19 protein-coding genes and 2 riboswitches are annotated in these 23,583 nt (G+C 61.1%); of the genes, 7 read left to right on the top strand and 12 right to left on the bottom strand.

Annotation, left to right across the window (positions count from 1 at the left end; genetic code table 11):
• The first annotated feature begins 49 nt into the window (after window positions 1–49).
• The 3 genes from ODJ80_RS00580 (at window position 50) to ODJ80_RS00590 (ending at window position 1,085) form a co-directional block, all read left to right on the top strand.
• Entirely contained in the window at window positions 50–409 is a 360-nt protein-coding gene (locus tag ODJ80_RS00580; protein ID WP_178863683.1) for a sulfite exporter TauE/SafE family protein, read from the top strand.
• Window positions 406–801, top strand: coding sequence for a sulfite exporter TauE/SafE family protein (locus ODJ80_RS00585; protein WP_263040470.1), 396 nt, complete (start codon window positions 406–408; stop codon window positions 799–801). Before ODJ80_RS00580 ends, ODJ80_RS00585 begins: the two co-directional genes overlap by 4 nt.
• A gap of 80 nt (window positions 802–881) precedes the next feature.
• A complete protein-coding gene (locus ODJ80_RS00590) occupies window positions 882–1,085 on the top strand; it encodes a DUF378 domain-containing protein (protein ID WP_263040730.1) in 204 nt (67 codons plus the stop codon).
• An 83-nt stretch (window positions 1,086–1,168) separates the two neighbouring features.
• Here the strand turns inward: ODJ80_RS00590 and ODJ80_RS00595 are convergent, their stop codons facing one another.
• The 10 genes from ODJ80_RS00595 to ODJ80_RS00645 form a co-directional block, all read right to left on the bottom strand.
• Window positions 1,169–2,194 (bottom strand): DUF4097 domain-containing protein, encoded by a 1,026-nt coding sequence (locus ODJ80_RS00595; protein ID WP_263040471.1) that lies wholly within the window; start codon window positions 2,192–2,194, stop codon window positions 1,169–1,171.
• Window positions 2,191–2,793 (bottom strand): DUF1700 domain-containing protein, encoded by a 603-nt coding sequence (locus ODJ80_RS00600; RefSeq protein WP_263040472.1) that lies wholly within the window; start codon window positions 2,791–2,793, stop codon window positions 2,191–2,193. Before ODJ80_RS00600 ends, ODJ80_RS00595 begins: the two co-directional genes overlap by 4 nt.
• On the bottom strand, window positions 2,790–3,137 hold the full coding sequence (locus tag ODJ80_RS00605; protein WP_178863691.1) for a PadR family transcriptional regulator: 348 nt from the start codon (window positions 3,135–3,137) through the stop codon (window positions 2,790–2,792). Before ODJ80_RS00605 ends, ODJ80_RS00600 begins: the two co-directional genes overlap by 4 nt.
• 500 nt (window positions 3,138–3,637) lie before the next feature.
• Window positions 3,638–4,690, bottom strand: a complete 1,053-nt coding sequence (locus ODJ80_RS14070) for a GNAT family N-acetyltransferase (protein ID WP_317619842.1) — start codon at window positions 4,688–4,690, stop codon at window positions 3,638–3,640.
• Window positions 4,691–5,038: 348 nt separating this feature from the next.
• A complete protein-coding gene (gene araD / locus ODJ80_RS00620) occupies window positions 5,039–5,767 on the bottom strand; it encodes an L-ribulose-5-phosphate 4-epimerase (RefSeq protein ID WP_263040473.1) in 729 nt (242 codons plus the stop codon).
• A gap of 569 nt (window positions 5,768–6,336) precedes the next feature.
• On the bottom strand, window positions 6,337–7,521 hold the full coding sequence (locus tag ODJ80_RS00625; RefSeq protein WP_263040732.1) for an LL-diaminopimelate aminotransferase: 1,185 nt from the start codon (window positions 7,519–7,521) through the stop codon (window positions 6,337–6,339).
• A 52-nt stretch (window positions 7,522–7,573) separates the two neighbouring features.
• Window positions 7,574–9,193, bottom strand: a complete 1,620-nt coding sequence (locus ODJ80_RS00630; protein WP_263040474.1) for a CTP synthase — start codon at window positions 9,191–9,193, stop codon at window positions 7,574–7,576.
• Between the two features lie 40 nt (window positions 9,194–9,233).
• Window positions 9,234–10,076, bottom strand: a complete 843-nt coding sequence (dapF, locus tag ODJ80_RS00635; RefSeq protein ID WP_263040475.1) for a diaminopimelate epimerase — start codon at window positions 10,074–10,076, stop codon at window positions 9,234–9,236.
• A 93-nt stretch (window positions 10,077–10,169) separates the two neighbouring features.
• Window positions 10,170–14,249, bottom strand: coding sequence for a carbamoyl-phosphate synthase large subunit (gene carB, locus ODJ80_RS00640; protein ID WP_263040476.1), 4,080 nt, complete (start codon window positions 14,247–14,249; stop codon window positions 10,170–10,172).
• A 1-nt stretch (window position 14,250) separates the two neighbouring features.
• On the bottom strand, window positions 14,251–15,330 hold the full coding sequence (locus ODJ80_RS00645; RefSeq protein WP_263040477.1) for a carbamoyl phosphate synthase small subunit: 1,080 nt from the start codon (window positions 15,328–15,330) through the stop codon (window positions 14,251–14,253).
• A 637-nt stretch (window positions 15,331–15,967) separates the two neighbouring features.
• Between ODJ80_RS00645 and ODJ80_RS00650 the strand changes: the two genes are divergently transcribed.
• Window positions 15,968–18,082: a glutamine synthetase III family protein gene (locus ODJ80_RS00650; protein WP_263040478.1), complete on the top strand. Its 2,115-nt coding sequence runs from the start codon at window positions 15,968–15,970 to the stop codon at window positions 18,080–18,082.
• Window positions 18,083–18,234: 152 nt separating this feature from the next.
• Here the strand turns inward: ODJ80_RS00650 and ODJ80_RS00655 are convergent, their stop codons facing one another.
• Window positions 18,235–19,788: a putative ABC transporter permease gene (locus tag ODJ80_RS00655; protein WP_263040479.1), complete on the bottom strand. Its 1,554-nt coding sequence runs from the start codon at window positions 19,786–19,788 to the stop codon at window positions 18,235–18,237.
• A gap of 157 nt (window positions 19,789–19,945) precedes the next feature.
• Here ODJ80_RS00655 and ODJ80_RS00660 point away from each other — a divergent pair, with 157 nt between their 5' ends.
• The gene (locus ODJ80_RS00660) at window positions 19,946–20,380 is read left to right on the top strand and encodes a GNAT family N-acetyltransferase (protein WP_178863718.1); all 435 of its coding nucleotides are present in this window, start codon (window positions 19,946–19,948) and stop codon (window positions 20,378–20,380) included.
• Between the two features lie 67 nt (window positions 20,381–20,447).
• Here ODJ80_RS00660 and ODJ80_RS00665 read toward each other — a convergent pair whose 3' ends face one another.
• Window positions 20,448–21,980 (bottom strand): NAD(P)H-hydrate dehydratase, encoded by a 1,533-nt coding sequence (locus tag ODJ80_RS00665; protein ID WP_263040480.1) that lies wholly within the window; start codon window positions 21,978–21,980, stop codon window positions 20,448–20,450.
• 52 nt (window positions 21,981–22,032) lie between these two features.
• Window positions 22,033–22,177: riboswitch (FMN riboswitch) on the top strand.
• A 137-nt stretch (window positions 22,178–22,314) separates the two neighbouring features.
• On the opposite strand from ODJ80_RS00665, the gene ODJ80_RS00670 reads away from it, so the two are divergent.
• Entirely contained in the window at window positions 22,315–22,938 is a 624-nt protein-coding gene (locus tag ODJ80_RS00670) for an ECF transporter S component (RefSeq protein WP_263040481.1), read from the top strand.
• Window positions 22,939–23,021: 83 nt separating this feature from the next.
• Window positions 23,022–23,336 (top strand): DUF1905 domain-containing protein, encoded by a 315-nt coding sequence (locus ODJ80_RS00675; protein WP_263040482.1) that lies wholly within the window; start codon window positions 23,022–23,024, stop codon window positions 23,334–23,336.
• A gap of 95 nt (window positions 23,337–23,431) precedes the next feature.
• Window positions 23,432–23,538: riboswitch (TPP riboswitch) on the top strand.
• Window positions 23,539–23,583 lie beyond the last annotated feature (45 nt).

Below are 23,583 nucleotides of genomic sequence, written 5' to 3' on the forward strand. Positions count from 1 at the left end.
CAAGGGCACACTGTATTGCAGGCACATCGAAGCGAGGGGAGGCAGCCATGTGAAAAACACGGGAAAATTTGCTGTCACCGGCGGGCTTGCCGGGCTGTGCAACGGCCTTTTTGGCGCGGGGGGCGGGCTGTTTTTGGTGCCGCTGCTCACCCAGTGGGCCGGGCTGGAGCAGCGCAAAGCCTTTGCCACCTCGGTGGCGGTGATCCTGCCCCTGTCCCTGGTGTCGGCGGCGGTCTACTGGCTCAAGGGCGGAGTGGACCTGGCCGCAGCCTGGCCCTACCTGTTGGGAGGAGCGGTGGGCGGCCTGCTCTCCGGCAGGCTCTTTCAAAAGGTGCCCCTCGCTTGGCTGCGCCGGGCCTTTGGGGCGCTGATCCTCTACGGAGGCGTGCGGGCGGTGCTGGCCCTGTGAACTGGTTTCTCTCTGCCCTGGTAGGGGCTGCCACCGGGGTACTCTCCGGTTTTGGCGTGGGCGGCGGCACCCTGCTGCTTCTATGGCTGACATTGGTGCAAGACATGGGGCAGCTGCAGGCCGGAGGCATCAACCTTCTCTACTTTATATGCTGCGCCCTGCCCGCCCTGTGGGGCCACCTTCGCCGGGGGCTGGTGGAAAAACAGGCGGTGCTGGTGTGCGCTCTGGCGGGGCTGCCCGCCTGCGCCGCCGGGGCGTTCTTGGCCGCTTGGCTGGATGTGACCCTGCTGCGCCGGCTGTTCGGCGCCTTTCTTTTGATTGTGGGCTGGCGGGAGCTGTTTTTCAAAAAAGGCGCTGCCAAAACAGAGGAGGGCAAAACGCATAAAAGCTGAACAGCCGTCCACACTAGCCTTGAGAACCACCGGCGCGCTTGCCGGAAAATTCAAACAAAAGGGGTAATTATACCATGAGCATTTTAGACCGCATTGCATTGCTTTTAACGGTTATTGGCGGCATCAACTGGGGATTGGTAGGCATCTTCCGCTTTGACCTGGTGGCCTGGATCTGCGGCGGGCAGGACGCCATCATCGCCCGCATCGTCTACACCCTTGTGGGCATTGCCGCTTTGTGGTGCATCTCTCTGATCTTCCGTGACCGGGATCCTGTACGGGAGTAAAGGGCAGACCCAAAAACCGCCGTCCCCACACTCGTGGGGCGGCGGTTTTTTAGCTGGTTCCCGTTGGCCGTCTGTTCTTTTGGCTATTCCTCAAATTCAATATCAATATTTCCCATATTGGTGGTAACCTGCAGGAGGTTGGGCCCACCGCCCAGCTGGTCCTTCAGGTTGGAATTTCCCATGTCCGTGTCCACGGTGATCTGGTAGTCCTCCTGGCGGCCAGTCAGGGTGCCCTCCACGTTGCCGGAATCGGCGGTGAGGGTGATTTCCGGGCTGGCGAAGGCGTCCAGGTCAATATTGCCCATATTCACCGTGCAGAAGGCCGCCCCGGAGACCTGGGTGGAAACCAAGGTGACGTCCCCCATGTCGTTTTCCACGGTCAAGGCGGTGAAGGCGCTGTCCGCTACCCCCACGTTGCCAGTTCTGGCGGTGATCTGTCCCTCTGTGAAGCTGCCGCTGGAGACGTCCGTATCCCCCATGTCATTCTCCAACAGGAGGGCGCCGCCCTGGCAGTTCTCCAACGTGATCCGGCCCATGGACTGGGTGACGGTCATGCTCTCCGAGGCGGACACATTGTCCAAGGTCACGTCGCCCATGTCCCCCTGGACGGTCACGCTGCCTGCCTCTAAATCCGACAGGTCCACGGCGCCCATGTCCGTCTCCACAAACACGTTGTCCAGCAGCTTTTCCGGCACCCGGATGGTCACGTCCCAATCCCCATTGGAGGGGAAGTTGAGCAGCTGATACCAGTTCCACCCGCCCTGGCCCGTGGCGGTGTAGGAGTCCTGGGGCATCACCAGCAGCAAACCGTGTTGGACGACAACTTGATACACATTTTCCGCCAAAACCAGCTCCACTTCCTCTGGGTTGGCGGCGCTGGCCCGCTCAATTTTCACATCGCCCATCGAGGCGTGGATCTCGATGGAGTCCACCGCGTCCGCCTCCACAAAGGAGGAGACCGCCGCAGGTTCGCCGCCCCGGGGATAGGTGAAGGCGTTCCAATTGCAGCCCATGCCCACAAACCCGGCGCCGCAGAGCAGCATTCCCGCGCCCAGCAGGATGCACCCTACAATGGCGCTGAGCTTGAAAAACCGCTGTTTCCGTTTCATACCACAACCCTCCCCTTTTTGCTAAAACTGCGGCGGATTCCCCGCCAAATGGCTCTGCCGGCCTTTACCGTGGCCTTGCCAGTGAAGTAGAACCCCAGAGCGCTGAGAACCGCTAGGCCCAGCAGAGCTACGGACATCCCCAGCTGGAACAGCCCCGCGGGCAGGCCGCCGGTGAGCAGGCCCACATCCATTATCAGGAAGGGGGTGCCTACCACGCCTATCAGGGCGCTGGCCAAAAACGCCAGGGCCATCACCCCCAGCAAAAAGACCGGCAGGAACAGGCAGATATACACGCACAGCAGCAGGATTGCCGCCGTCAGCAGCAGGCTGCCCCACAGGGGGAAGCCCAGCACCAGCAGGACGATGAGCCACACCTTCCGGCCCTTGCTGGTGGAGGGGGCGGGCTCCTCCTCCCCCAGAATCTCCCGGGCAATCTGCTCTGGGCTTCCCAGGCTTTCCACGGCCTCCTCCTCGCTTTGGCCGTCCTCCACCCTGTCGTCAATCAGCTCGTCATAGTAGCTCAACGTGCGGTAACGCTCCTCCCGTGACAGGCCGTGGAGCGCCGCCGAAAGCTCGTTTAAAAACAGTTGCTTTGTCATGGTGTTTCATCCTTTCTCAATGGCGTTGCTCCGCCCTCTTGGGAGGCGGCAATGTACCGGTAGGCCCGCATCACGTCCTGCCATTCCACCAGGAAGTCCCGGATGCGCTGCCTGCCCTGGTCCGTCAGGCGGTAATACTTGCGCAGGCGGCTGTTGTGCTCCATGGAATAGGTGGTGACAAAGCCGCCGGCCTCCAACCGCTTGAGGATGGGATACAGCGTGGACTCGGAGATCTCCACAATGGGCGACACGTCCTTGATGATCTGATAGCCGTAGGAGTCCCGCTCCTGCAGGGCCACCAGCACGCACACATCGAGAAGTCCCTTTTTCAGCTGGGCGTCCATCTCCCCACTCCTTTCCTCTGTGATCACTTATACTATACATCACATAGTATAATACGTCAAGAGGTATTTCTTTCGTTTTTCTTACACCTTCTTTCTTGAAAGAAAGAAGGCAAAGAACTTTTAATTCGCGCCAGCCCTGAGTGGAAACAAGCACTTGAGAGTCGCGGGCTCTACATTTCCGGAAGATGGAAAGTTACCTTCCTCAAAAGAAAAAAGCAAAAATCTTCAAATTCGCGCCAGCCCTGAGCGGAAACAAGCACTTGAGAGTCGCGGGCTCTATATTTCCGGAAGATGGAAAGTTACCTTCCTCAAAAGAAAAAAGCAAAAATCTTCAAATTCGCGCCAGCCCTGAGTGGAAACAAGCACTTGAGAGTCGCGGCCTCCTTCCGGGAGAAGGAAACAACTCATTGGGCCGGCACAAAAAAGGGTGTGCCGCAGCGTTCGCGGCACACCCGAAAAAAATTCCGTTTTGTTGCGATTTTACTTTTTCACGCCCCCGCCTACACCCTGCGCTCCAACTGGCAGTCGCAGGGCTCCTGCTCCACATGGGCGGGGAGGTACTCCCTGGCCTCCACGCAGCCCATGGCCTTGTAGAAGGCCTGGCTCTCCACCGCCGAGTGGGCGGAGATGTACAGGGCCTCGGCCCCCAGCTGGCGGGCGGTGTCCTCCGCCAGCAGGAACAGCCGCCGCCCCAGGCCGTGGCCCCGGGCGTCTGCGGAGACGTGGATGCTGGTCAGGTCGGCGTACTGCTTCCGGGAGCCCACCAGCGGCCCCTCCACAGAGGCAAAGCCCTTGAGCCTCCCCTCCAGGAAGGCCCCCCACACCTGGCCGCCGGTGGCCATGGTGTTTCGCAGGCATTGGCACAGGAAGCGGTAGTCTTTCTCCCCCCAGCGCTCGGTGAAAACCACATCTTTCACCACCCACTGGCCCTCCACCTTGCGCCAGCACTTTTCCACAATCTGGAACCGGTCGAAGCAGCGGAACAGCTCTGGGACCAGCTCCTCCTGGGTGAGGGGGCGGAACTCCCGGCGGACCAGTTTTTTGGAGAGGTAGAGCACCAAGCCGTCGTCTGCGGCGCAGGGGGCATACTGCTCCAGGGGCTTGTCGCGATACCACAGGCCGGAGCCGTCGAACACATAGCCCCGCTTCACATACAGGCGCTGGGCCGTTCCATAGCCGCTGTGCAGCCCCACCCCCAGGCAGATGGTGTCGCTGGTCTGGGAGGCCAGGTCCTCGGCCGCCTCTAAGATGCGGCTGCCGATGCCCCGCCGCTGGAAGGGGGGCAGCACGTTAAAATCCTGCACCTCGGGCCAGCCCTTGCCCGCAAAGGGACCGGCTGGGGCCTGGGGCAGCAGGGTGGTGTACCCGGCCACTTCCCCCTGCCAGGCAGCCACTAAAATTCGTTTCACGCCCTGTTCCTGCTCCTGAAAATACCGCTGAAACTGGGCCAGGGGCTTGTGCCAATCGTGGGCGGCAAAGCTCTCGTAGAAGGCCTGGCAGTCGGAGGGCAGCATGGGGCGGATGGTCAAATCCTTGTCTTGATAGTACGTCATAGGGATCACCTATTTGAAAAAATGTGGGCTGCGCAAAAGAGGGGGACATCCGCCCCCCTTTTTTGTGTATGGGAAGGCAGGACCTACGGTCCTTGCAACCCCCTTAGGGCCGTGGAGCGCTGCTCCACACCTCGCAAGTTTTTTGAAAAAACTTGACTAAAAACTTTTACTTGTCTCTATCTGACTCGGGCGCGGGCTTTCCAGTTAGCGCCTCTCACACCCAGCTCCGCCGCCCTAAAAGCGGCGTGCGCGTCTTGAGAACCCAGGCACTGGGCGCGGGCATAAAAACTAGAGGCTCTCCGCAAGCCCCGCCGCCCTAAAGCGGCGTGCGCGTCTTGTCCCGTGCGGTCACGCACCGCCGTTCGCGTCTTGAGAGCGCAGGCACTGCGCCTGGCCGTAGTAGGCGTTGGCGCCGTGCTTGCGCAGGTAGTGCTTGTCCAGCAGCTCCTGCTGCATGGGCGGCAGGCTGGGCTCCAGCATCAACGCGTGCCAGGCCATGAAAGCCACTTCCTCCAGCACCACCGCATTGTGGACCGCGTTCATGGCGTCGCTGCCCCAGGCAAAGGGGCCGTGGCTGTGCACCAGCACCGCAGGGATGTCCTCCGGGTCCTTGCCCTGGAAGGTCTCCACAATGACCTTTCCCGTCTCCAGCTCATACTCCCCGGCGATCTCCTCGGGGGTCATCTTCCGGGTGCAGGGGATCTCTCCGTAGAAGTAGTCCCCGTGGGTGGTGCCCAGGGCGGGGACTCCCCGGCCCATCTGGCTGAAAATGGTGGCCCACCGGCTGTGGGTGTGCACCACCCCGCCGATGGCCTCAAAGCTGCGGTACAGCTCGCAGTGGGTGGCCGTGTCTGAAGAGGGGTTCCACTTGCCCTCCACCTTTTTGCCCGTGCGGATGTCCACCAGCACCATGTCCTCTGGGGAGAGCTTTTCATACTCCACCCCGCTGGGCTTGATGGCCATGATGCCGCTCTCCCGGTCGATGCCGCTGACGTTGCCCCAGGTAAAGGTGACCAGGCGGTGTTCCGGCAGCAGCATGTTGGCGCGGTAGACCTGTTCTTTCAGCTGTTCTAGCATGACGGTTCCTCCCATACAGGGGCGGCACACGCCCCACTTGAATAAAATAAATGGCTAAGTTGCCAAAAAAGCTAGGTTTTATGCGGCTTCCCGAACTTGACCAGGTGGCCATGTTCAAAGCCAAATTGGCCAGTTTCCTCCCCAACATGGCCAAGGTGACAAGTTCGCAAACCCGCATGTTTCCTGGGTTTTCGGGCAACATGGCCATTTTAATTTCTCCGGCCCTGGGGCAACAGCTTTTGTGCTGTCCCAAGAGGGGGACATCCGTCCCCCCTTTTTTGAAGTATGGGAAGGCAGGACCTACGGTCCTTGCAACCCCGGAAGGTCTTGGGGTTTCACCCCAAACCCCACCACCTTTGAAAAGGTGGACGAAACTTTTACGTTTCTCTCCCAAACCCAAGCGCGGGCTTGTGAGCCAGCGGCCCTCAGCCAGCTCCGCCGCCCTAAAGCGGCGTGCGCGACTTGAGTGCCCAGGCACTGGGCGCGGACGTGCGCTGGCTGTCAGCACAGGCGCGGCCGTAGCCGCCGCCCCACAGCGCGAATTGTCCAGTCCGGCCACGGACCGCGCCTTACTTTTTCAGCTTCTGGATACGCTCCATAGCCTCCACGGTCTTCTGGGCGTCGCCAAAGGCGGTCAGGCGGAAATAGCCCTCGCCGTTCTTGCCAAAGCCCTCGCCAGGGGTGCCCACAATCTCCGCGTTGTGCAGCAGATAGTCAAAGTACTCCCAGCTGCCCATGCCGTCCGGGCACTTCAGCCAGATATAGGGGGAGTTGGTGCCGCCGGTGAACCACACGCCCATTTTTGTAAAGGCGTCCATCATCACCTTGGCGTTGTTCTGGTAGTAGGCGATGGTCTCCCGAATCTGCTTCTGGCCCTCTGCGGTGAACACCGCGGCGGCGGCCCGCTGGGTGATGTAACTGGTGCCGTTGAACTTGCAGCCCTGGCGGCGCTGCCACAGCTTGGAGACCTGCACGCCGTCCATCACCAGCTCCTTGCGGATGGTGGTGTAGCCGCAGCGCATGCCGGTGAAGCCCGCCGTCTTGGAGAAGGAGCAGAACTCGATGGCGCACTTCTCCGCCCCAGGGATCTCAAAGATGCTGTGGGGCAGGCCCGGCTCGGTGATAAAGGCCTCATAGGCGGCGTCAAACAGGATGACGGCCTTCTGCTCCAGGGCGTAGTCCACCCAGGCCTGCAGCTGCTCCTTGTTGTAGGTGGCGCCGGTGGGGTTGTTGGGGGAGCAGAGATAGATGATGTCCGCCTGCACGCTGGGGTCGGGCAGGGGCAAAAAGCCGTTTTGCTCGTTGGCATCCATGTACTGGATCTTCCGGCCGGAGATAATGTTGGTGTCCACATACACAGGGTACACCGGGTCGGGCACCAGCACGGTGTTGTCCACGTCGAACAAATCCACAATGTTGCCCACGTCGCTCTTGGCGCCGTCGCCCACAAACACCTCAGAGGGGTCCATGTCCACACCGAAGTTCTTGTAGTAGTTGGCAATGGCCTCCCGCAGGAAGGGGTAGCCGTCGCTGTCCGGGGAGTAGCCGTGGAAGGTCTCCTTGTGGGCCTGCTCCTCGGTGGCGTCGTGCATGGCCTGGATGACCGCCGGGGCCAGGGGCATGGTCACATCGCCAATGCCCATCTTGATGATCTTGTTTTCAGGGTGCTCCTGGGTGTAGGCGGCCACCTTCTTGGCGATGGTGACAAACAGGTAGCTCTGCTCCAGGTTCTGGAAATTGCCGTTCAGCTTCATCTTCAATTCCGTTCCTTTCCGTGAAATAGCGGTTTTTCTTATGGGTGTGGGTTTATTGCCTGCCGCGGCTCTGCCGGTATGCCAGCGCGGCCTTGACCAGGCCCTTGAACAGGGGATGGGCCCGGTTGGGGCGGGACTTGAACTCGGGATGGAACTGGCCCGCCACAAAGAAGTCGTTCTGGGGCAGCTCCACGGTCTCTACAATGCGGCCGTCCGGGCTGGTGCCGCTGATGACCATGCCCGCGGCTTCCACCGTCTCCCGGTAGTCGTTGTTGAACTCATACCGGTGGCGGTGGCGCTCTTGAACCAAGTCCTTGCCGTAGCACTCCATCATCCGGGTGCCGGGCTTGATCTGGCAGGGATAGCTGCCCAGCCGCAGGGTGCCGCCCTTGTTGATGTTCTTGTTCTGGTCGGGCATAAAGTCAATGACCTTGTGCAGGCCGTACTCGTCAAACTCGCCGGAGTTGGCGTCCTTGATGCCGCACACGTTCCGGCAGAACTCGATGACGGCGATCTGCATACCCAAGCAGATGCCCAGGAAGGGCACGTTGCGCTCCCGGGCGTACTGGGCGGCCAGCACCATCCCCTCGATGCCCCGGGTCCCAAAGCCGCCGGGGATGAGGATGCCGTCGGCGTCCCCCAGGCGGGAGGCCACGTTCTCCTCGGTGAGGGTCTCGGAATCCACCCAGTCGATCTCCACCCGGGCGCTGTAGTCATAGCCCGCGTGGCGCAGGGCCTCCATCACAGAGAGGTAGGCGTCGTGCAGCTTCACATACTTGCCCACCAGGGCGATGCGGGTCAGCTGCTTCCGGCCGCGGATGCGCTCTACCATCTCCAGCCACTCGGCCATGTCCGGATCGGGGGTCTCCAGCTCCAGCTCCCGGCAGACAATCTCGGAGAAGTGGCTCTTCTCCAGCATGATGGGCGCTTCGTACAGCACGGGGATGGTCAGGTTCTCAATGACGCAGTCGGGCCGCACGTTGCAGAACAGGGCGATCTTGTGGAAGATGCTGGGGTCGGTGATGGGCTCGTCGGTGCGCAGCACGATGATGTCCGGCTTAATGCCCATGCTCTGCAGCTCCTTGACGGAGTGCTGGGTGGGCTTGGATTTATGCTCCCCAGAGCTCTTCAAATAGGGCACCAGGGTGACGTGGATGAAGAGGGAATTTTCCGTCCCCACCTCTTGGGAGACCTGGCGGATGGCCTCTAAAAAGGGCTGGCTCTCAATGTCGCCGGCGGTGCCGCCGATCTCTGTGATGACCACGTCGGCGTTGGACTTCTGCCCCACGCTGTAGATAAAGCTCTTAATCTCCGAGGTGATGTGGGGGATGACCTGGATGGTCTCTCCCAAATACTCGCCCCGGCGCTCCTTGTTCAAGACATTCCAATACACCTTGCCGGTGGTCAGGTTGGAGAACTTGTTCAGGTCCTCGTCGATGAACCGCTCATAGTGGCCCAAATCCAGGTCGGTCTCCAGGCCGTCCTCGGTGACGTAGACCTCCCCGTGCTGATAGGGGCTCATGGTGCCTGGGTCCACGTTGATGTAGGGGTCCAGCTTTTGGGCAGCCACCTTCAGGCCCCGGGCCTTGAGCAAGCGTCCCAGGGAAGCAGCCGTGATGCCCTTTCCCAAACCGGAGACCACGCCCCCGGTGACGAAAATATACTTTGCCATTCCGAATTCCCTCCTTGTGCGTTTGACTGTGTGTTCTGGCTCAGATCTTTACGGTGCCCTGGAATACGGTGACCGCCTCGCCGGTCATCCACACCCGGTCCTGCTCATAGCGGATGGTCAGGTCCCCGCCCCGCAGCCGCACCAGGATATCCTCCCCCATGGGGCAGTATCCGCAGAGGACCGCCGCCACGGCGCTGGCGCAGGCGCCGGTGCCGCAGGCCATGGTCTCGCCGCTGCCCCGCTCCCACACCCGCATTTTCAGGGTGTGGCCGTCCAGCACCTGGATGAACTCCGTGTTCACCCCCTGGGGAAAGAGGGGGTCGTGCTCGAACCGGGGGCCGATCTCCGAAAGCTCCAGGCCGTCGGGGTCTTCGCCGAAGATGACGCAGTGGGGGTTGCCCATGGAAACGCAGGTGATCTCATAAATGCCCCCGGCCACCTCCACGTTCTGGTGGATGACGCAGTCCCCCGGCAGGGCCACGGGGATCTCCCCGGGGCTCAGGATGGCCTCCCCCATGTCCACCGTGACCGACACGGCCTCCCCGTTCTCCTCGTGGATAAGGCAGGTCTTCACGCCGCTGAGGGTCTCGATGTGGAGCTCCTTTTTCCGGGCGATGTGGTGGTCATAGACGTATTTGGCCACGCAGCGGATGCCGTTGCCGCACATTTTGCCCTCGCTGCCGTCTAAATTGAACATGCGCATCTGGGCGTCGGCCTTGTCAGAGGGGCAGATCAGGATGACCCCGTCGCCGCCAATGCCCTTGTGCCGGTCAGAGAGGCGCACCGCCAAAGCCGCCGGGTCCTCCACCGTCTCCTCAAAGCAGTTGATATACACATAGTCGTTGCCGCAGCCGTGCATTTTCGTAAAACGCAAAGTGCCCATAGCGTTCCCCTTTCCTATTTTTCTGGATGAAATCTACAAAGGACTTTCCAAGGCGCGGGAAAGTCCTTTGTGCTGTTGCATTTTACTGGAGGGTTACACCTCTACCACGCCGTCGAACACTTTCTCGGCCTTGCCGGTCATCAGCACACGCTCGTCGGTGTAGTGGATTTTCAGCTCGCCGCCCTTGAGGATGACCCGGATATCCTTGCCCTTCTCGCAGTAACCGTTGAGGGTGGCGGCCACCACGGCGGCGCAGGTGCCGGTGCCGCAGGCCATGGTCTCGCCGCTGCCCCGCTCCCAGATGCGGGCCTTCAGGGTGTGCTGGTCGATGACCTCCACAAAGCTGACGTTCACCCGGTCCGGGAACATGGGGTCGTTCTCAAACTTGGGGCCCAGGTCCTGCAGGTCCAGCTTGTCCACCGAGGGGACAAACACGGTGCAGTGGGGATTGCCCATGGAGCAGCAGGTGATGCGGTACACGTTGCCGCCAATGGAGATGGGCTTGTCCACCACCTGTTCCCCTTCCAGCCGGACAGGGATCTTCTCCGGGGCCAGCTCGGCGCGGCCCATGTCCACCGTCACCTTGGAAACCAAGCCATTCTTGGTGATGACGGTACAGTCCTTCACGCCGCTCTTGGTGTCGATGTGGAGCAGATAGCGGCCCTCGCCCACCTTCTGGCCCTTGGCAATGCCGTTGTCAAACAGGTACTTGGCCACGCAGCGGATGCCGTTGCCGCACATCCAGCCCTCGCTGCCGTCCAGGTTGAACATGCGCATCTGGGCGTCGGCCTTGTCACTGGGGCAGATCAGGATGACCCCATCGCCGCCCACGCCGTTGTGCCGGTCGCTGAGGTAGATGGACAGGAACTCAGGAGAGGAAACCTTGTTCTCCTCATCGAACAGGTTGATGTAGATATAGTCGTTGGAGCAGGCGGACATCTTGGTGAACTTCAGCTTCTGCTTGCGCTCCTTCAGGTTGTTGATGTCGATGATCTCCGTGTTCTCCGGGGTGTAGCGGCTCATCAGGGAGTCCGCCAGGGCGTTGGCGGTGTCGATGGCCGTCAGGCAGGGAATGCCCAAGAGACTTGCCTTGCGGCGGATCTTCACGCTGTCCCGGGCGGGGTTGCGGCCCTTGGCGGAGGTGGAGATGACGTAGTTGACCTTGCCGCTCTCCAGCAGGGTGATGGTGTTGACCGAGCTCTCGTGGATTTTATCCACGATCTTCACGGACAGGCCCACCTTGAAGAGCACCATGGCGGTGCCGGTGGTGGCGTAAAGCTCGAAGCCCATCTTGGCGAACTTTTTGGCGATCTCACCAATCTCGGGCTTGTCCTGGTCCCGCACGGTGATGAACACGCCGCCGCCCTTGTTCATCTTGTGGCCAGAGGCGATCAGGCCCTTGTAGAGGGCCTCCTCCACATTGTTGCCAATGCCCAGCACCTCGCCGGTGGACTTCATCTCCGGCCCCAGGTGGGTATCCACATCGGTCAGCTTCTCAAAGGAGAACACCGGCACCTTCACCGCCACGTAGGGGGAGGGCTTGTACAGCCCGGTGCCGAAGCCCAGGTCGGTGAGCTTGTAGCCCAGGCTCACCTTGGTGGCCAGGTCGCACATGGGCACGCCGGTGACCTTGCTGATGTAGGGCACGGTACGGGAGGCCCGGGGGTTCACTTCGATGACGTAGATCTCCCCGTCCATGATGATGTATTGCAGGTTGATCAGGCCCAGAGCGTTCAGCTCCCGGCAGAGGGTTTCCGTGGTGGCCACGATCTTGGCGCTCATGTCGTCGTCAATGTCGGAGGCCGGGTACACAGCGATGCTGTCGCCAGAGTGGATACCCGTGCGCTCCACATGCTCCATAATGCCGGGGATGAGGATGTTCTCCCCGTCGCAGATGGCGTCCACCTCGATCTCCATGCCGGAGAGGTACTTGTCAATCAGCACCGGGTTATCCTGCTTGTGGGAGAGGATGATGGCCATGTACTCCTCAATGTCCTCGTCGCAGTAGGCGATGATCATGTTCTGGCCGCCCAGCACATAGCTGGGCCGCATGAGCACAGGGTAGCCCAGATCCCGGGCGGCGGCAAGGGCCTCCTCGGTGGACATGATGGTGTGGCCCTTGGGCCGCTTGATGCCGGAGCGCTCCAGCAGCGCGTCGAACCGCTCCCGGTCCTCGGCCATGTCGATGGTGTCGGCGGAGGAGCCCAAAATCGGGATGTTGTGCTGGGCCAGGGTCTTGGTCAGCTTGATGGCCGTCTGGCCGCCGAAAGCCACCACCACGCCGATGGGCTTCTCGATGTTGATGATGTCCAGCACATCCTCGGGGGACAGGGGCTCGAAGTACAGCCGGTCGCCGGTGTCAAAGTCGGTGGACACGGTCTCCGGGTTGTTGTTGATGATGACCACCTCGTACCCCAGCTGGCGCAGGGACATGACGCAGTGGACGCTGGCGTAGTCGAACTCGATGCCCTGGCCGATGCGGATGGGGCCGGAGCCCAGCACGATGACGGTCTGCTTCTCCCGGTTTTCCCCGATAAACTCCAGTGCCTCGTCCTCACCGCCGGACTCTTCCGTGTCATAGGTGGCATAAAAATAGGGGGTGTGGGCGGCGAACTCGCCGGCGCAGGTATCCACCATCTTGAAGGTGGGCTTGCGCTCAAAGGTCACCTCGCAGCCGGAGAGCCTGGCGATGGTGGCGTCGGGATAGCCCAGCTGCTTGCCCTGGGTGTACAGCTCCTGAGTGAGCCGGCCCTTGGCCAGTTCCCGCTCGTAGCTTAGAAGGTTCATCAGCTTGGAGAGGAACCAGCAGTCGATCATGGTCTCCTGGTGCATTTTCTCCACGGTCACCCCCCGCTTGAGCAGCTCGTACACGGCGAACAGACGCTCGTCGGTGGCGTGGGTGGCGATGTGCCACAGGTTCTCCTCGCTCTCGGTGGCGAACTTGGGCAGGTTCAGGGTGTCCAGAGAGATCTCCGCCCCACGGACAGCCTTCATCAGGGCCATCTCAAAGGTGTCGGCAATGGACATGACCTCGCCGGTGGCCTTCATCTGGGTGCCCAAATCCCGCTTGGCGTAGACAAACTTGTCAAAGGGCCACTTGGGGAACTTAACGGCCACATAGTCCAACGCGGGCTCGAAGGCGGCGTAGGTCTTGCCGGTGACCGCGTTTTTAATCTCGTCCAGGGTGTAGCCAATGGCAATCTTGGTGGCCACCTTGGCGATGGGGTAGCCCGTAGCCTTGGAGGCCAGGGCGGAGGAACGGGACACACGGGGGTTTACCTCGATGACGGCGTATTCAAAGGAGGTGGGGTGCAGGGCAAACTGGCAGTTGCAGCCGCCCTCCACGCCCAGCTCGTTGATGATCTTCAACGCGGCGGAGCGGAGCATCTGGTACTCTTTGTCAGAGAGGGTGACCGTGGGGGCGATGACGATGGAGTCGCCGGTGTGCACGCCCACCGGGTCCAGGTTCTCCATGGAGCACACGGTGATGGTGTTGCCCTTGCTGTCCCGCATCACCTCGAACTCGATCTCCTTCCACCCGGCGATGGACTTCTCCACCAAGATCTGGGTGATGGGAGAAAGGGCCAGGCCGTTGGCGGCCACTTCCCGCAGCTCCTCCTGGTTGTTGACGATGCCGCCGCCGGAGCCGCCCAAGGTGAAGGCGGGCCGGATGATGACCGGGTAGCCGATCTCCAGGGCAAAGGCCTCGGCGTCCTCCACAGTGGTGACCACCTTGGAGGGGATGCAGGGCTGGCCGATCTTCTCCATGGTGTCCTTGAACATCTGGCGGTCCTCGGCCTTGTCAATGGTCTCAGGGGAGGCGCCCAGCAGCCGCACGTTGTGGCTCTCCAAAAAGCCCTCCTTGGCCAGCTGCATGGAGAGGGTCAGGCCGGTCTGGCCGCCAAAGCCAGAGAGGATGCTGTCCGGCTTCTCCTTCTCGATGATGCGTTTCACCGTGGTCAGGTTCAGGGGTTCAATATAGATCTTATCCGCCATGGCCTTGTCGGTCATAATGGTGGCGGGGTTGGAGTTTACCAGGACAATCTCAATGCCGTCCTCCCGCAGGGCGCGGCAGGCCTGGGTGCCGGCGTAGTCGAACTCCGCCGCCTGGCCGATGACAATGGGGCCGGAGCCAATAACCAATACCTTTTTGATATCCTTATTCAGTGGCATATTATTCCCCCTCCTTCATCATGGCAAAAAACTGGTCGAACAGCTCCTGGGTGTCCAGAGGGCCGCCGCAGGCCTCCGGATGGAACTGCACGGAAAAGGCGGGGCAGTCCAGGTAGCGAATGCCCTCGCAGGTGCCGTCGTTGACGTTGACAAACAGCTCTTTGGCGGTCTTGCCGTCGATGCTTCCGGACACCACCGCATAGCCGTGGTTCTGGCTGGAAATGTACACCCGGCCGGTCTCCAGGTTCTTCACCGGCTGGTTGGCGCCCCGGTGGCCGTATTTCAGCTTCTCGGTCTGAAAGCCGTGGGCCAGGGCCAGCAGCTGGTGCCCCAGGCAGATGCCGAACAGCGGGATGCCCAGCTTGCAGATTTCCCGCAAGTTGGCGATGATCTCCACATTCTCCGCGGGGTCGCCGGGGCCGTTACTCAGCATGATGCCGTCCACGCCCATGGCCGCGATCTCCTGGGCGGTGGTGCTGCAGGGGCACACGGTGACCTCTGCCCCCCGCTTGACCAGCTCCCGGTAGATGTTCTTCTTCAGCCCAAAGTCCAACAGGGCGATCTTCTTTTTCACCTCGCCCGCAGGGCTCACCACATAGCGTTCCTTCGTGGAGGAGGCCTTCACCGCGCCGGTGACCCGGTAGGCCTTCAGGGCCTCAAAGTCCACGGCGGCGGGATCGTCGGTGATGACCCCGTTCATCACGCCGGCCTCCCGGATGATCTTGGTCAGGGTGCGGGTGTCCACGCCGGAAAGGCCGATGACGCCGCGCTCTTTAAAAAAGGTGTCAAGGCTGCCCTCAGAACGGAAGTTGGAGGGAGCTTGGCACCAGTGCTTTACAATATAGGCGGAAGGACCAATGGCATCGCTTTCAAAGTCGGCGGGAATAACGCCGTAATTGCCAATAAGGGGGAAGGTCTGCACTACCATCTGCCCCCAATAGCTGCGGTCGGTCAAAGTTTCCAAATAGCCGGTCATTCCCGTGGTGAACACCACTTCAGCGGTCATCTCGCCTTCGGCGCCGAAACGCTCGCCCCGAAAGATCTTGCCGTTTTCCAGCACCAGATATCCCGTTTTCCCCATACGCTCAACCCTTTCTCTGTCTTTTTTGACGCCGCCGCGCCGGGCCTGTCCCTTTCCCCCTGGGAGCCTGAACCCAGGCGCTTCTGTTTCGTCTCTCTAGTTATCAATAGTATATCATACCCGATGGGAGGAAAACAAGCAAGAAGAAATTTCATTTCTCCCATTTACACAAACTCAACAGGGCATGGGCGCAGTTTCTTGGCCCCAGCGGCAGGGACGCTTCCCCGTGCCTTTTGGTTTTGCCCCCATGATGAAAAAAGCGCCCACCCCCTTGCCGGCACGGTTGCCTTCCAGGGGATGGACGCCTTTGTCCTTCTGTTATGAAAGGATACCATGCCCTTCCCCGCTTGTCAACTGGTTCCGGGGCCCGCCGCGGCTTTTGGCCGTGCCCCGCAGGGAACCCCCGAAAATTTCCATAAAAACCAAGAAGGGTTTTCCCGGCACTTCTGTTCACCTTGGAGAAAGGCGCTCTGGCGCGCAAAAACCCGTTGACAAACCCTTGGTTCAGGTATAGAATAGCGCATAGAGCAGCAAAGGCGCTGAGGGAAGTCCCTTCAGCGCCTTTCGTCTTACGGTGCGCTTTCCCAGAGCCCTGGGAAGGCGTCCGACTCCATCATCAAGGAAAGAGTGGTATGTTATGGGAACTTGTTCGGAAAACCGCAAAAGCGTTCCCGAGCTGTTTGGCAGCTCGGTATTCAACGATGACGTCATGCAGGAGCGGCTTCCCAAGGATGTGTACAGATCCCTTCGGAAGACCATCGACGAGGGCAAAGACCTGGACCTGAACGTGGCCAACGCCGTGGCCAACGCCATGAAGGACTGGGCCGTGGAAAAGGGCGCCACCCACTACACCCACTGGTTCCAGCCTTTAAACGGCATCACCGCGGAAAAGCACGACAGCTTCATCTCCCCCACCTCGGACGGGCGGGTGATTATGCAGTTCTCCGGCAAAGAGCTGATTAAAGGCGAGCCCGACGCCTCCTCTTTCCCCTCCGGCGGCCTGCGGGCCACCTTTGAGGCCCGGGGCTACACCGCCTGGGACCCCACCTCCTACGCCTTTGTGAAGGGGGACTCTCTCTACATTCCCACCGCCTTCTGTTCTTACAGCGGCGAGGTGCTGGACAAGAAGACCCCCCTGCTGCGCTCTATGGAGGACCTGAATGTCCAGGCCCTGCGCATTCTGCGGCTGTTTGGGGACCAGAAGGCCAAGCGGGTCATCACCACCGTGGGCCCGGAGCAGGAGTACTTCCTGGTGGACAAGGCACTGTATGACCAGCGCCCGGACCTGCGCTTTACCGGCCGCACCCTGTTCGGCGCCAAGGCCCCCAAGGGCCAGGAGCTGGAGGACCACTACTTTGGCGCTATCAAGCCCCGGGTGGCCGCCTTTATGAAAGACCTGGACGAAGAGCTGTGGAAGCTGGGCATTCTGGCCAAAACCAAACACAACGAGGTGGCCCCCGCCCAGCATGAGCTGGCCCCCATCTTCACCACCACCAACATTGCCACTGACCACAACCAGCTGACCATGGAAACCATGAAAAATGTGGCCGCCAAGCACGGTTTGGTCTGCCTGCTCCACGAAAAGCCCTTCGATGGGGTCAACGGCAGCGGCAAGCACAACAACTGGTCCATCTCCACAGACACCGGCAAGAACCTGCTGGACCCCGGCAAGGAACCCGCCAAAAACACCCAGTTCCTGCTGTTCCTGGCGGCCATTATCAAGGGCGTGGACGAATATCAGGACCTGCTGCGCATCTCTGTGGCCTCTGCCGGCAACGACCACCGGCTGGGCGCCAACGAGGCCCCTCCCGCCATCATTTCTATGTTCCTGGGGGATGAGCTCTCCGCCATTTTGGAGTCCATTGAGTACGACGCCCCCTATGTGGGCGCGCAGCAGAAAAAGCTGGAGACTGGCGTGCATGTGCTGCCCGACCTGGCCATGGATACCACCGACCGGAACCGCACCTCTCCCTTCGCCTTCACCGGCAACAAGTTCGAGTTCCGCATGCTGGGCTCTGCCATTTCCATTTCCTGCCCCAATATCATGCTGAACACCATCGCCGCCGAAGAGCTGCGCCAGTTTGCCGACAAGCTGGAGGGCTCTGCCAACCTGGAAAGCGATGTGCGCACCCTGGTGCGCCAGGTGATGCAGGAGCACAAGCGCATCATCTTCAATGGGGACGGCTACTCGGAGGCCTGGACCCAAGAGGCGGCCCGCCGCGGGCTTTTGAACCTGCGCACCACCGTGGACGCCCTGCCCCGGTATTTGGACAAAAAGAATGTGGATCTGTTTACTTCCCACAAGATCTACACCGAGGCGGAGATGGAGGCCCGGTATGAGACCATTATGGAGGAGTACTGCAAAACGCTGAACATTGAGGCTTTGACCATGAGCGAGATGACCCGGCAGGATATCCTCCTCTCTGTCAGCGGGTATGTAGCATCCCTGGCCAAGTCCGTGGCGGCCCAGCGCACCGTGTGTGCCGGCCTGCCCTGCGCCGCAGAGACCGCTCTCATTAAAAAGCTTTCCGGCCTGCTGGATCAGGCCTACGAAAAGGTGGAGGCCCTGGACACCCTGCTGGCCGACGGAAAGGCAGAAAGCCACAATGTGCTGACCTCCGCCACCTACTACAAGGATACAATTATCCCCGCCATGGAGGCGCTGCGGGCCGTTGTGGACCAGATGGAGGTTCATGTGTCCTCCAAGTACTGGCCTTACCCCACCTATGGTGATCTGATGTTCAAGGTGTGAGCACCCGGCCTTTAGGGCCCTTCTCACAATGACTCTTTTTCCCCACTTTGGAAAGGGCCGCCCCGGTGCGTTTCGGGGCGGCCTTTTCCGTTTCCAGAGCGGATGCAAGCAGGCCCCCGGCAAAGTTGTGCCGGGGGCCTGCTTTGTCCTCCCTACGCCTTAGGCGGCGGGGCGGATGGAAGCTCTGGCTTGCCCACATACTCCATGTGGGGGAAAATGAGATCTAAATAGGAGTCGGGGAAATAGGTGTCGAAGAACTCCCGCACCACATTGTCCGCGGGGATATCATTGACCCGCTCGCTCTGGCGGTACACAGCCCCAGCAGAGAGAAGCACATCCACTGCCATCAGCAGGGTGAACACCGCCGTCAGAATACGGCCCGCCCGCTTGGGGACCTTTTGAATGCGGCGGGACAGGGCAGGATACAGGTCCTTTACCCACACCAAACCCAGAATCCCCCAGAAGAAGGAGTACATCAAGTTGGTGCGGCCGCCAATATTCAAGGGGGAGTCGCTGTACTCCCAGGAGACCGTGCCAAACACGGCCTGCTGCAAAAAACTGCACAGGTATTCAAAGGCGCCGCCGATAAACATGCTGGCCAAAAAGATCATAACATCCTTTTGGTTATACATGCGCCAAAGCAGCAGGGTAATGGCCACCGCCCCCAAGCCATACACGGGGATGAAGGGGCCAAACACCAGCCCCACACGGATCTGGAACTCATGGGTGCGCACCAGGGCATACAACGTCTCCAGCACAAAACCCACCACATTGCCCACCATGAAGATCCAGAAAAGCTTGGAATAGCACAGGCCAAAGGCGAAGGGCCGCTCCTCGCCAGGGGCCAGCCGGGTCTCATAGGCGGCCCGGGCGTCCTCGTTGCGCTTGCGCAGGGCCTCCCAAGAGCGGCGGCGCAGCACGCTCATGTTCTGGCGCAGCTCCTCCAGCTGTTCATTGTGCTTGAGCACCTGCAGGTTGGGGAACGCCATGGAGAGCCGGCGCCGCAGCCAGTTGTTCTGGATATTCTGCTCGTACTTGGCCTTCAGGCGGGCAGCCTCCCGCTGCCAGTCCTTCTCCAAGGCGCGCTTGCCCGCCAGGCGCTTTCCATGCAGGGCAATGGCGCCTTTGGAGAGGTCCTTCCCCAGCTTATCCGAGCCCTGCCGCAGCTTGCTTGTGACGTATTCCAAATTCCGCAGCTTGCGGTTCAGGCCCACAATGGCCACCACCGTCACCAGCAGGTCCGCCAGCAGCAGCCCTCCCAGCACCGCCAGCAGCACCCAGCCCAGGGGCCGGGGGATGTGGGAAAACAGCCGCACAAAGCCAGGCATGATGTACCGGGCGGTCATCGCCCCCGCCAAAGCCCATACCACGCTGAACTTCAGGCAGATGTAGCCGTGCAGGTTGTGGGGCCGGTCAGAGTAATCCCACCATTTCTGGTGGAACAGCTTTTCCAGCAGAAAACCCGCCAGGTATTCCAGCGCCGAGCCCAACAGCATAGAGCCCACCAGCTGAATGGCCAGGCTGTCCCCAAAGGGGCGCAGCAGGGCGTCGATGAGCACCACGCCCAGGCCGTAAATGGGGCAAAGGGGCCCGTTCAAAAATCCCCGGTTGACAAAGCGCTTCTGCCGGATGGCCGCGAAGATCACTTCGCTGCACCAGCCTAAAAACGAGAACAGAAAAAAGACCCAAAGATAGGAATAGATCATCCACATTTCCCCTATTTCCAAAAAACTTCCGGCCGCAGCCGGCTATTTGAGCTATTGTAGCAGATTCCGGCCGGTTTGTAAAGCCGGGCCGCCCGCCTTCCCCCCTTGGGAAATCTATGCTATAATGGGGGAAAATACCCCTGAAAGGAGGCAGCTTATGCAGTGGGAATGCAAACGCTTTGCGGATTTGTCCCCGGAAGAGCTCTACCGGCTTCTCCAGCTGCGGGTGGACGTGTTCGTGGTGGAGCAGCGCTGCCCTTACCCCGAGCTGGACGGAAAGGACCCAGAGGCCCTGCACGTCTTTGCCTGGGATGAAACCGGGGTTCAGGCTTATCTGCGGGTGCTGCGGCCGGGCGTTTCCTTCCCGGAAGCCTCTCTGGGAAGGGTGGCCACACGGGCGCGGGGCCAAGGCCTGGGAGCAGAGCTGCTGCGCCGGGGGCTGAAAGCCGCGGAGGCCTGGCTGGGAAAGGGACCCCTGCGCATCGAGGCCCAGACCTACGCCAAAGGCTTTTACGAGAAGTTCGGCTTCCGGCAGGTCTCGGAGGAGTTTTTAGAGGACGGCATCCCCCACATCCAGATGCTGCGGGAGTGAGCCCTGCCCATGAGAAGCGGCCCGGACCTTTTCACAAGGCCGGGCCGCTTTGCGGGCTGTTGCCCCCTCACAGGGCCCCTTCCCCTGCCGGGAAAGCCTGGAACACCTGGGGCAGGGCCTCCACCAGGTCCGTGGGCAGCATGGCACGCTGGCCCAGGCGCTCCGCGCACCGGTCCCCGGCATACCCATGAAGATACACCGCCAGCACCGCCGCCTCAAAGGCCCGCATTCCCTGGGCCAGAAAAGCCCCCGCCATGCCCGCCAGCACGTCGCCGCTGCCCCCTTTCGCCATGCCCGGGTTTCCGGTGGGGTTCACCGCGCAGCGCCCATCGGGGGCTGCCACCACGGTAGCCGCCCCCTTCAGGGCCACCACGGCGCCGGTGTCCTTCGCCTTCTGCCGGGCAGCTCCCAACCGGTCCGATTGGATCTCCGGGATGGTGTCATCGCAGAGACGGGCCATCTCCCCGGGATGGGGCGTCAGCACCACAGGCGCCTGAATGCCCTCTAAAAAGCCCGGATGCCGGGAGAGAAAATTGACGGCGTCCGCGTCCGCCACCAAGGGCCGCTGGCAATGAGAGAACACCAGGGGGCACAGCCGCTCAGAGTCCGTCCCCAGGCCGCAGCCCACCAGGCAGGCAGTGCAGCCCCGCAGGGCTTCAAAAAGCCTTTCCTCGCTCTCTTCCCGCCGGTTCTCCCAGTCCAAAATGATGTACACCGCCTGGGGCACCGCCTGGGCGATGAGGGGGTAGAGCCGTTCCTCCACGGCGATTTGCAGCAGCCCCACCCCACAGCGCAGAGCTGCCTGGGCCGCCATGACACAGGCCCCCGCCATGCCCCAGCTGCCGCAGACCATCAGCAGCTTTCCATTGTCCCCCTTGTTGGCCTGGGGGTCCGGGGTGGAAAAACACGCCGGAGGGAACCCGGCATCCGTTTCAAAAATATGGGTCTCCGCCCCCTCCACAAGGGCGGCGGGCACCCCCACTTGCCGCACCACGGTCTCCCCGCAGAACTCCTTGCCGGGGTAGGAAGCATTGGCTGGCTTTTTCCCGGTAAACGTGACCGTCACGTCCGCACGGAACGCCCCGGCGGACACCCGGCCCGTGTCGCATTCCACGCCGCTGGGCAGGTCGGCGGAGACCTTCAGGCAGGGCACCCCGTTGGCAAAGCCCAGCAGCTGGGCGGGCAGGCCGGAAAGCTCTCCCCGGAAGCTGAAGCCGAACACGCAGTCGATGAGCACACCGGCCCCCTCCATCTCCCGGCGGGCCGCCTCCCGGTCCTCTCCCGAGAGGACCCGCACCCCTTCCGGCAGGGCGGCGAAGGCCTCCCCCGCCAAGTCCGTCCGGGGCGCGCCCTGGGCCAGGATGACCACGCACTCCATGCCCTGCTGGGCCAGCACCCGGGCGCAGACAAATCCATCGCCCCCGTTGTTGCCCCTTCCGCACAGCACCACGGCCCGCTTCCCCTTTACGGGGCGGCAGCGGCACAGCACTTCTTGGGCCAGGGCCCGGCCCGCGTTCTCCATCAGCTGGGCGAGGGGGACCCCCGCGGCAACAGCCGCCATCTCCAGGCGCTGCATCTCATCACGGCAAAAGAGCTTCATATCCAATTCCTCCTTGACAGGCGCAAAACTCTGTACTAAAATGATACCAGCAAATGATCTTCGGGGCAAGGTGCAATTCCTTACCGGCAGTATAGTCTGCGAACGGAGGGGCAACCCTCCGCCGAGCTGGTGTGATTCCAGCACCGACGGTGAACGCCTGGTATATCCAGGCAAAGTCCGGATGATAGAAGATTGGGGACGGCGGGGCGCCGTTCCGTTTTTCTCATTTCATCAAAAAGGGTCCCCGGAGCCGCGCGCGGTTCCGGGATTTTTTCGCCCTTTCGCCACCCCTTCGGTCTTTTGCAAGCAAAATTTTCCGAAAGGGATGGTTTTTATGCAAAAGAGCGCTGTTCAAAATTCCCCGGGCCGCAAGCGCGTCAACCCCAGAACCTTGGCTATGACTGCCATTTTGGGGGCGGTGGCCACCGTGCTGATGTTCCTCAGCTTCAGCCTGCCCGTCATCCCCAGCTTTGTCAAGCTGGACTTCTCCGAGCTTCCCGCCCTGATTGCGGCCTTTTCCATGGGGCCTGCCAGCGGGGTGGCAGTGTGCTTTCTGAAAAACCTCATCAACCTGGCCATGTCCTCCACTGCCGGTGTGGGCGAGCTGTGCAACTTCCTTTTGGGCGTCACTTTTGTGGTGCCTGCCGGGCTGTTCTACAAGCTCCGCAAGGACCGCTGGGGCGCTTTGTGGGGCTCTTTGCTGGGGGCGGTGGTGATGGCCGCCATGAGCTTCCCCATCAACTATTTCATCACCTATCCCTTCTACACCGCCACCATGTACCCCCTGGAAGCCATTTTGGGGCTGTACCAGGCCATCAACCCGGCGGTGGAGAACCTGGCCCAGGCCCTGCTGTGGTTCAACTGCCCCTTCACCCTGTTCAAGGCCCTGTGCGATGTAGCGATCACCTTTTTGGTCTACAAGAAAATTTCCCCCCTCATCCACGGAAAGGCGGACTAAAAAGGCACTGCCGGCTGTATTTTCTCACGCCCTCCCTCCCATACCCCATACTGTAGATTCCCTTTTCACACGGAGGAAGCCCTATGGACCAGCGCTGTTACGAATTTGAAGCCGTCATCGAGTCCACGCCCGACGGGAAGGGGGCCTTTGTCCGCTTTCCCCTGGATCTCCGGAAGGAGTTCGGCGTGGGGCGGCTGAAAGTGGACGCCGCCTTCGATGGGGTCTCCTATGCCGGAAGCCTGGTCAATATGGGGGTGAAAAACCCGGATGGTTCCATCTGTTATATTCTCGGCGTGCGCAAGGATATCCGCGCGGCGCTGCACAAGCAAGCCGGTGACCGGGTGCGTGTAACCGTCCGGCCCCGCCGGGAGCCCGCCGCCCAAAACGCGGGGGAATAGCCGGCGGCAGGAGCGCCACCCAGCTGGCACGCTTTGTTCCCACGGGCTGTTTCCCGCCCTTGACGGATCCGGCGCCGCTTGCTATAATACAGTTAAATAAAAACCAGGGGAGCTTGTATTGGCAGGCTGAGAGGAAGTCATCAACTTCGACCCTTTACCTGATACGGATAATGCCGTCGTAGGAAGTGACATACGCCTTTCCCGGGGATACCGTAGCAGGTATCCCCGTTTTCTTTTGTCCAAAAAG

It is taken from the genome of Acutalibacter sp. LFL-21 (assembly GCF_025630755.1).
In the GTDB taxonomy this organism is placed as follows: domain Bacteria; phylum Bacillota; class Clostridia; order Oscillospirales; family Acutalibacteraceae; genus Acutalibacter; species Acutalibacter stercoravium.

Excerpts from the sequence above, each read along its gene's own strand:
- ODJ80_RS00595 (WP_263040471.1), bottom strand. The coding sequence starts at position 2,194 with ATGAAACGGAAACAGCGGTTTTTCAAGCTCAGCGCCATTGTAGGGTGC.
- ODJ80_RS00600 (WP_263040472.1), bottom strand. The coding sequence starts at position 2,793 with ATGACAAAGCAACTGTTTTTAAACGAGCTTTCGGCGGCGCTCCACGGC.
- ODJ80_RS00605 (WP_178863691.1), bottom strand. The coding sequence starts at position 3,137 with ATGGACGCCCAGCTGAAAAAGGGACTTCTCGATGTGTGCGTGCTGGTG.
- ODJ80_RS14070 (WP_317619842.1), bottom strand. The coding sequence starts at position 4,690 with ATGACGTACTATCAAGACAAGGATTTGACCATCCGCCCCATGCTGCCC.
- araD (WP_263040473.1), bottom strand. The coding sequence starts at position 5,767 with ATGCTAGAACAGCTGAAAGAACAGGTCTACCGCGCCAACATGCTGCTG.
- ODJ80_RS00625 (WP_263040732.1), bottom strand. The coding sequence starts at position 7,521 with ATGAAGCTGAACGGCAATTTCCAGAACCTGGAGCAGAGCTACCTGTTT.
- ODJ80_RS00630 (WP_263040474.1), bottom strand. The coding sequence starts at position 9,193 with ATGGCAAAGTATATTTTCGTCACCGGGGGCGTGGTCTCCGGTTTGGGA.
- dapF (WP_263040475.1), bottom strand. The coding sequence starts at position 10,076 with ATGGGCACTTTGCGTTTTACGAAAATGCACGGCTGCGGCAACGACTAT.
- carB (WP_263040476.1), bottom strand. The coding sequence starts at position 14,249 with ATGCCACTGAATAAGGATATCAAAAAGGTATTGGTTATTGGCTCCGGC.
- ODJ80_RS00645 (WP_263040477.1), bottom strand. The coding sequence starts at position 15,330 with ATGGGGAAAACGGGATATCTGGTGCTGGAAAACGGCAAGATCTTTCGG.
- ODJ80_RS00650 (WP_263040478.1), top strand. The coding sequence starts at position 15,968 with ATGGGAACTTGTTCGGAAAACCGCAAAAGCGTTCCCGAGCTGTTTGGC.
- ODJ80_RS00655 (WP_263040479.1), bottom strand. The coding sequence starts at position 19,788 with ATGATCTATTCCTATCTTTGGGTCTTTTTTCTGTTCTCGTTTTTAGGC.
- ODJ80_RS00660 (WP_178863718.1), top strand. The coding sequence starts at position 19,946 with ATGCAGTGGGAATGCAAACGCTTTGCGGATTTGTCCCCGGAAGAGCTC.
- ODJ80_RS00665 (WP_263040480.1), bottom strand. The coding sequence starts at position 21,980 with ATGAAGCTCTTTTGCCGTGATGAGATGCAGCGCCTGGAGATGGCGGCT.
- ODJ80_RS00670 (WP_263040481.1), top strand. The coding sequence starts at position 22,315 with ATGCAAAAGAGCGCTGTTCAAAATTCCCCGGGCCGCAAGCGCGTCAAC.
- ODJ80_RS00675 (WP_263040482.1), top strand. The coding sequence starts at position 23,022 with ATGGACCAGCGCTGTTACGAATTTGAAGCCGTCATCGAGTCCACGCCC.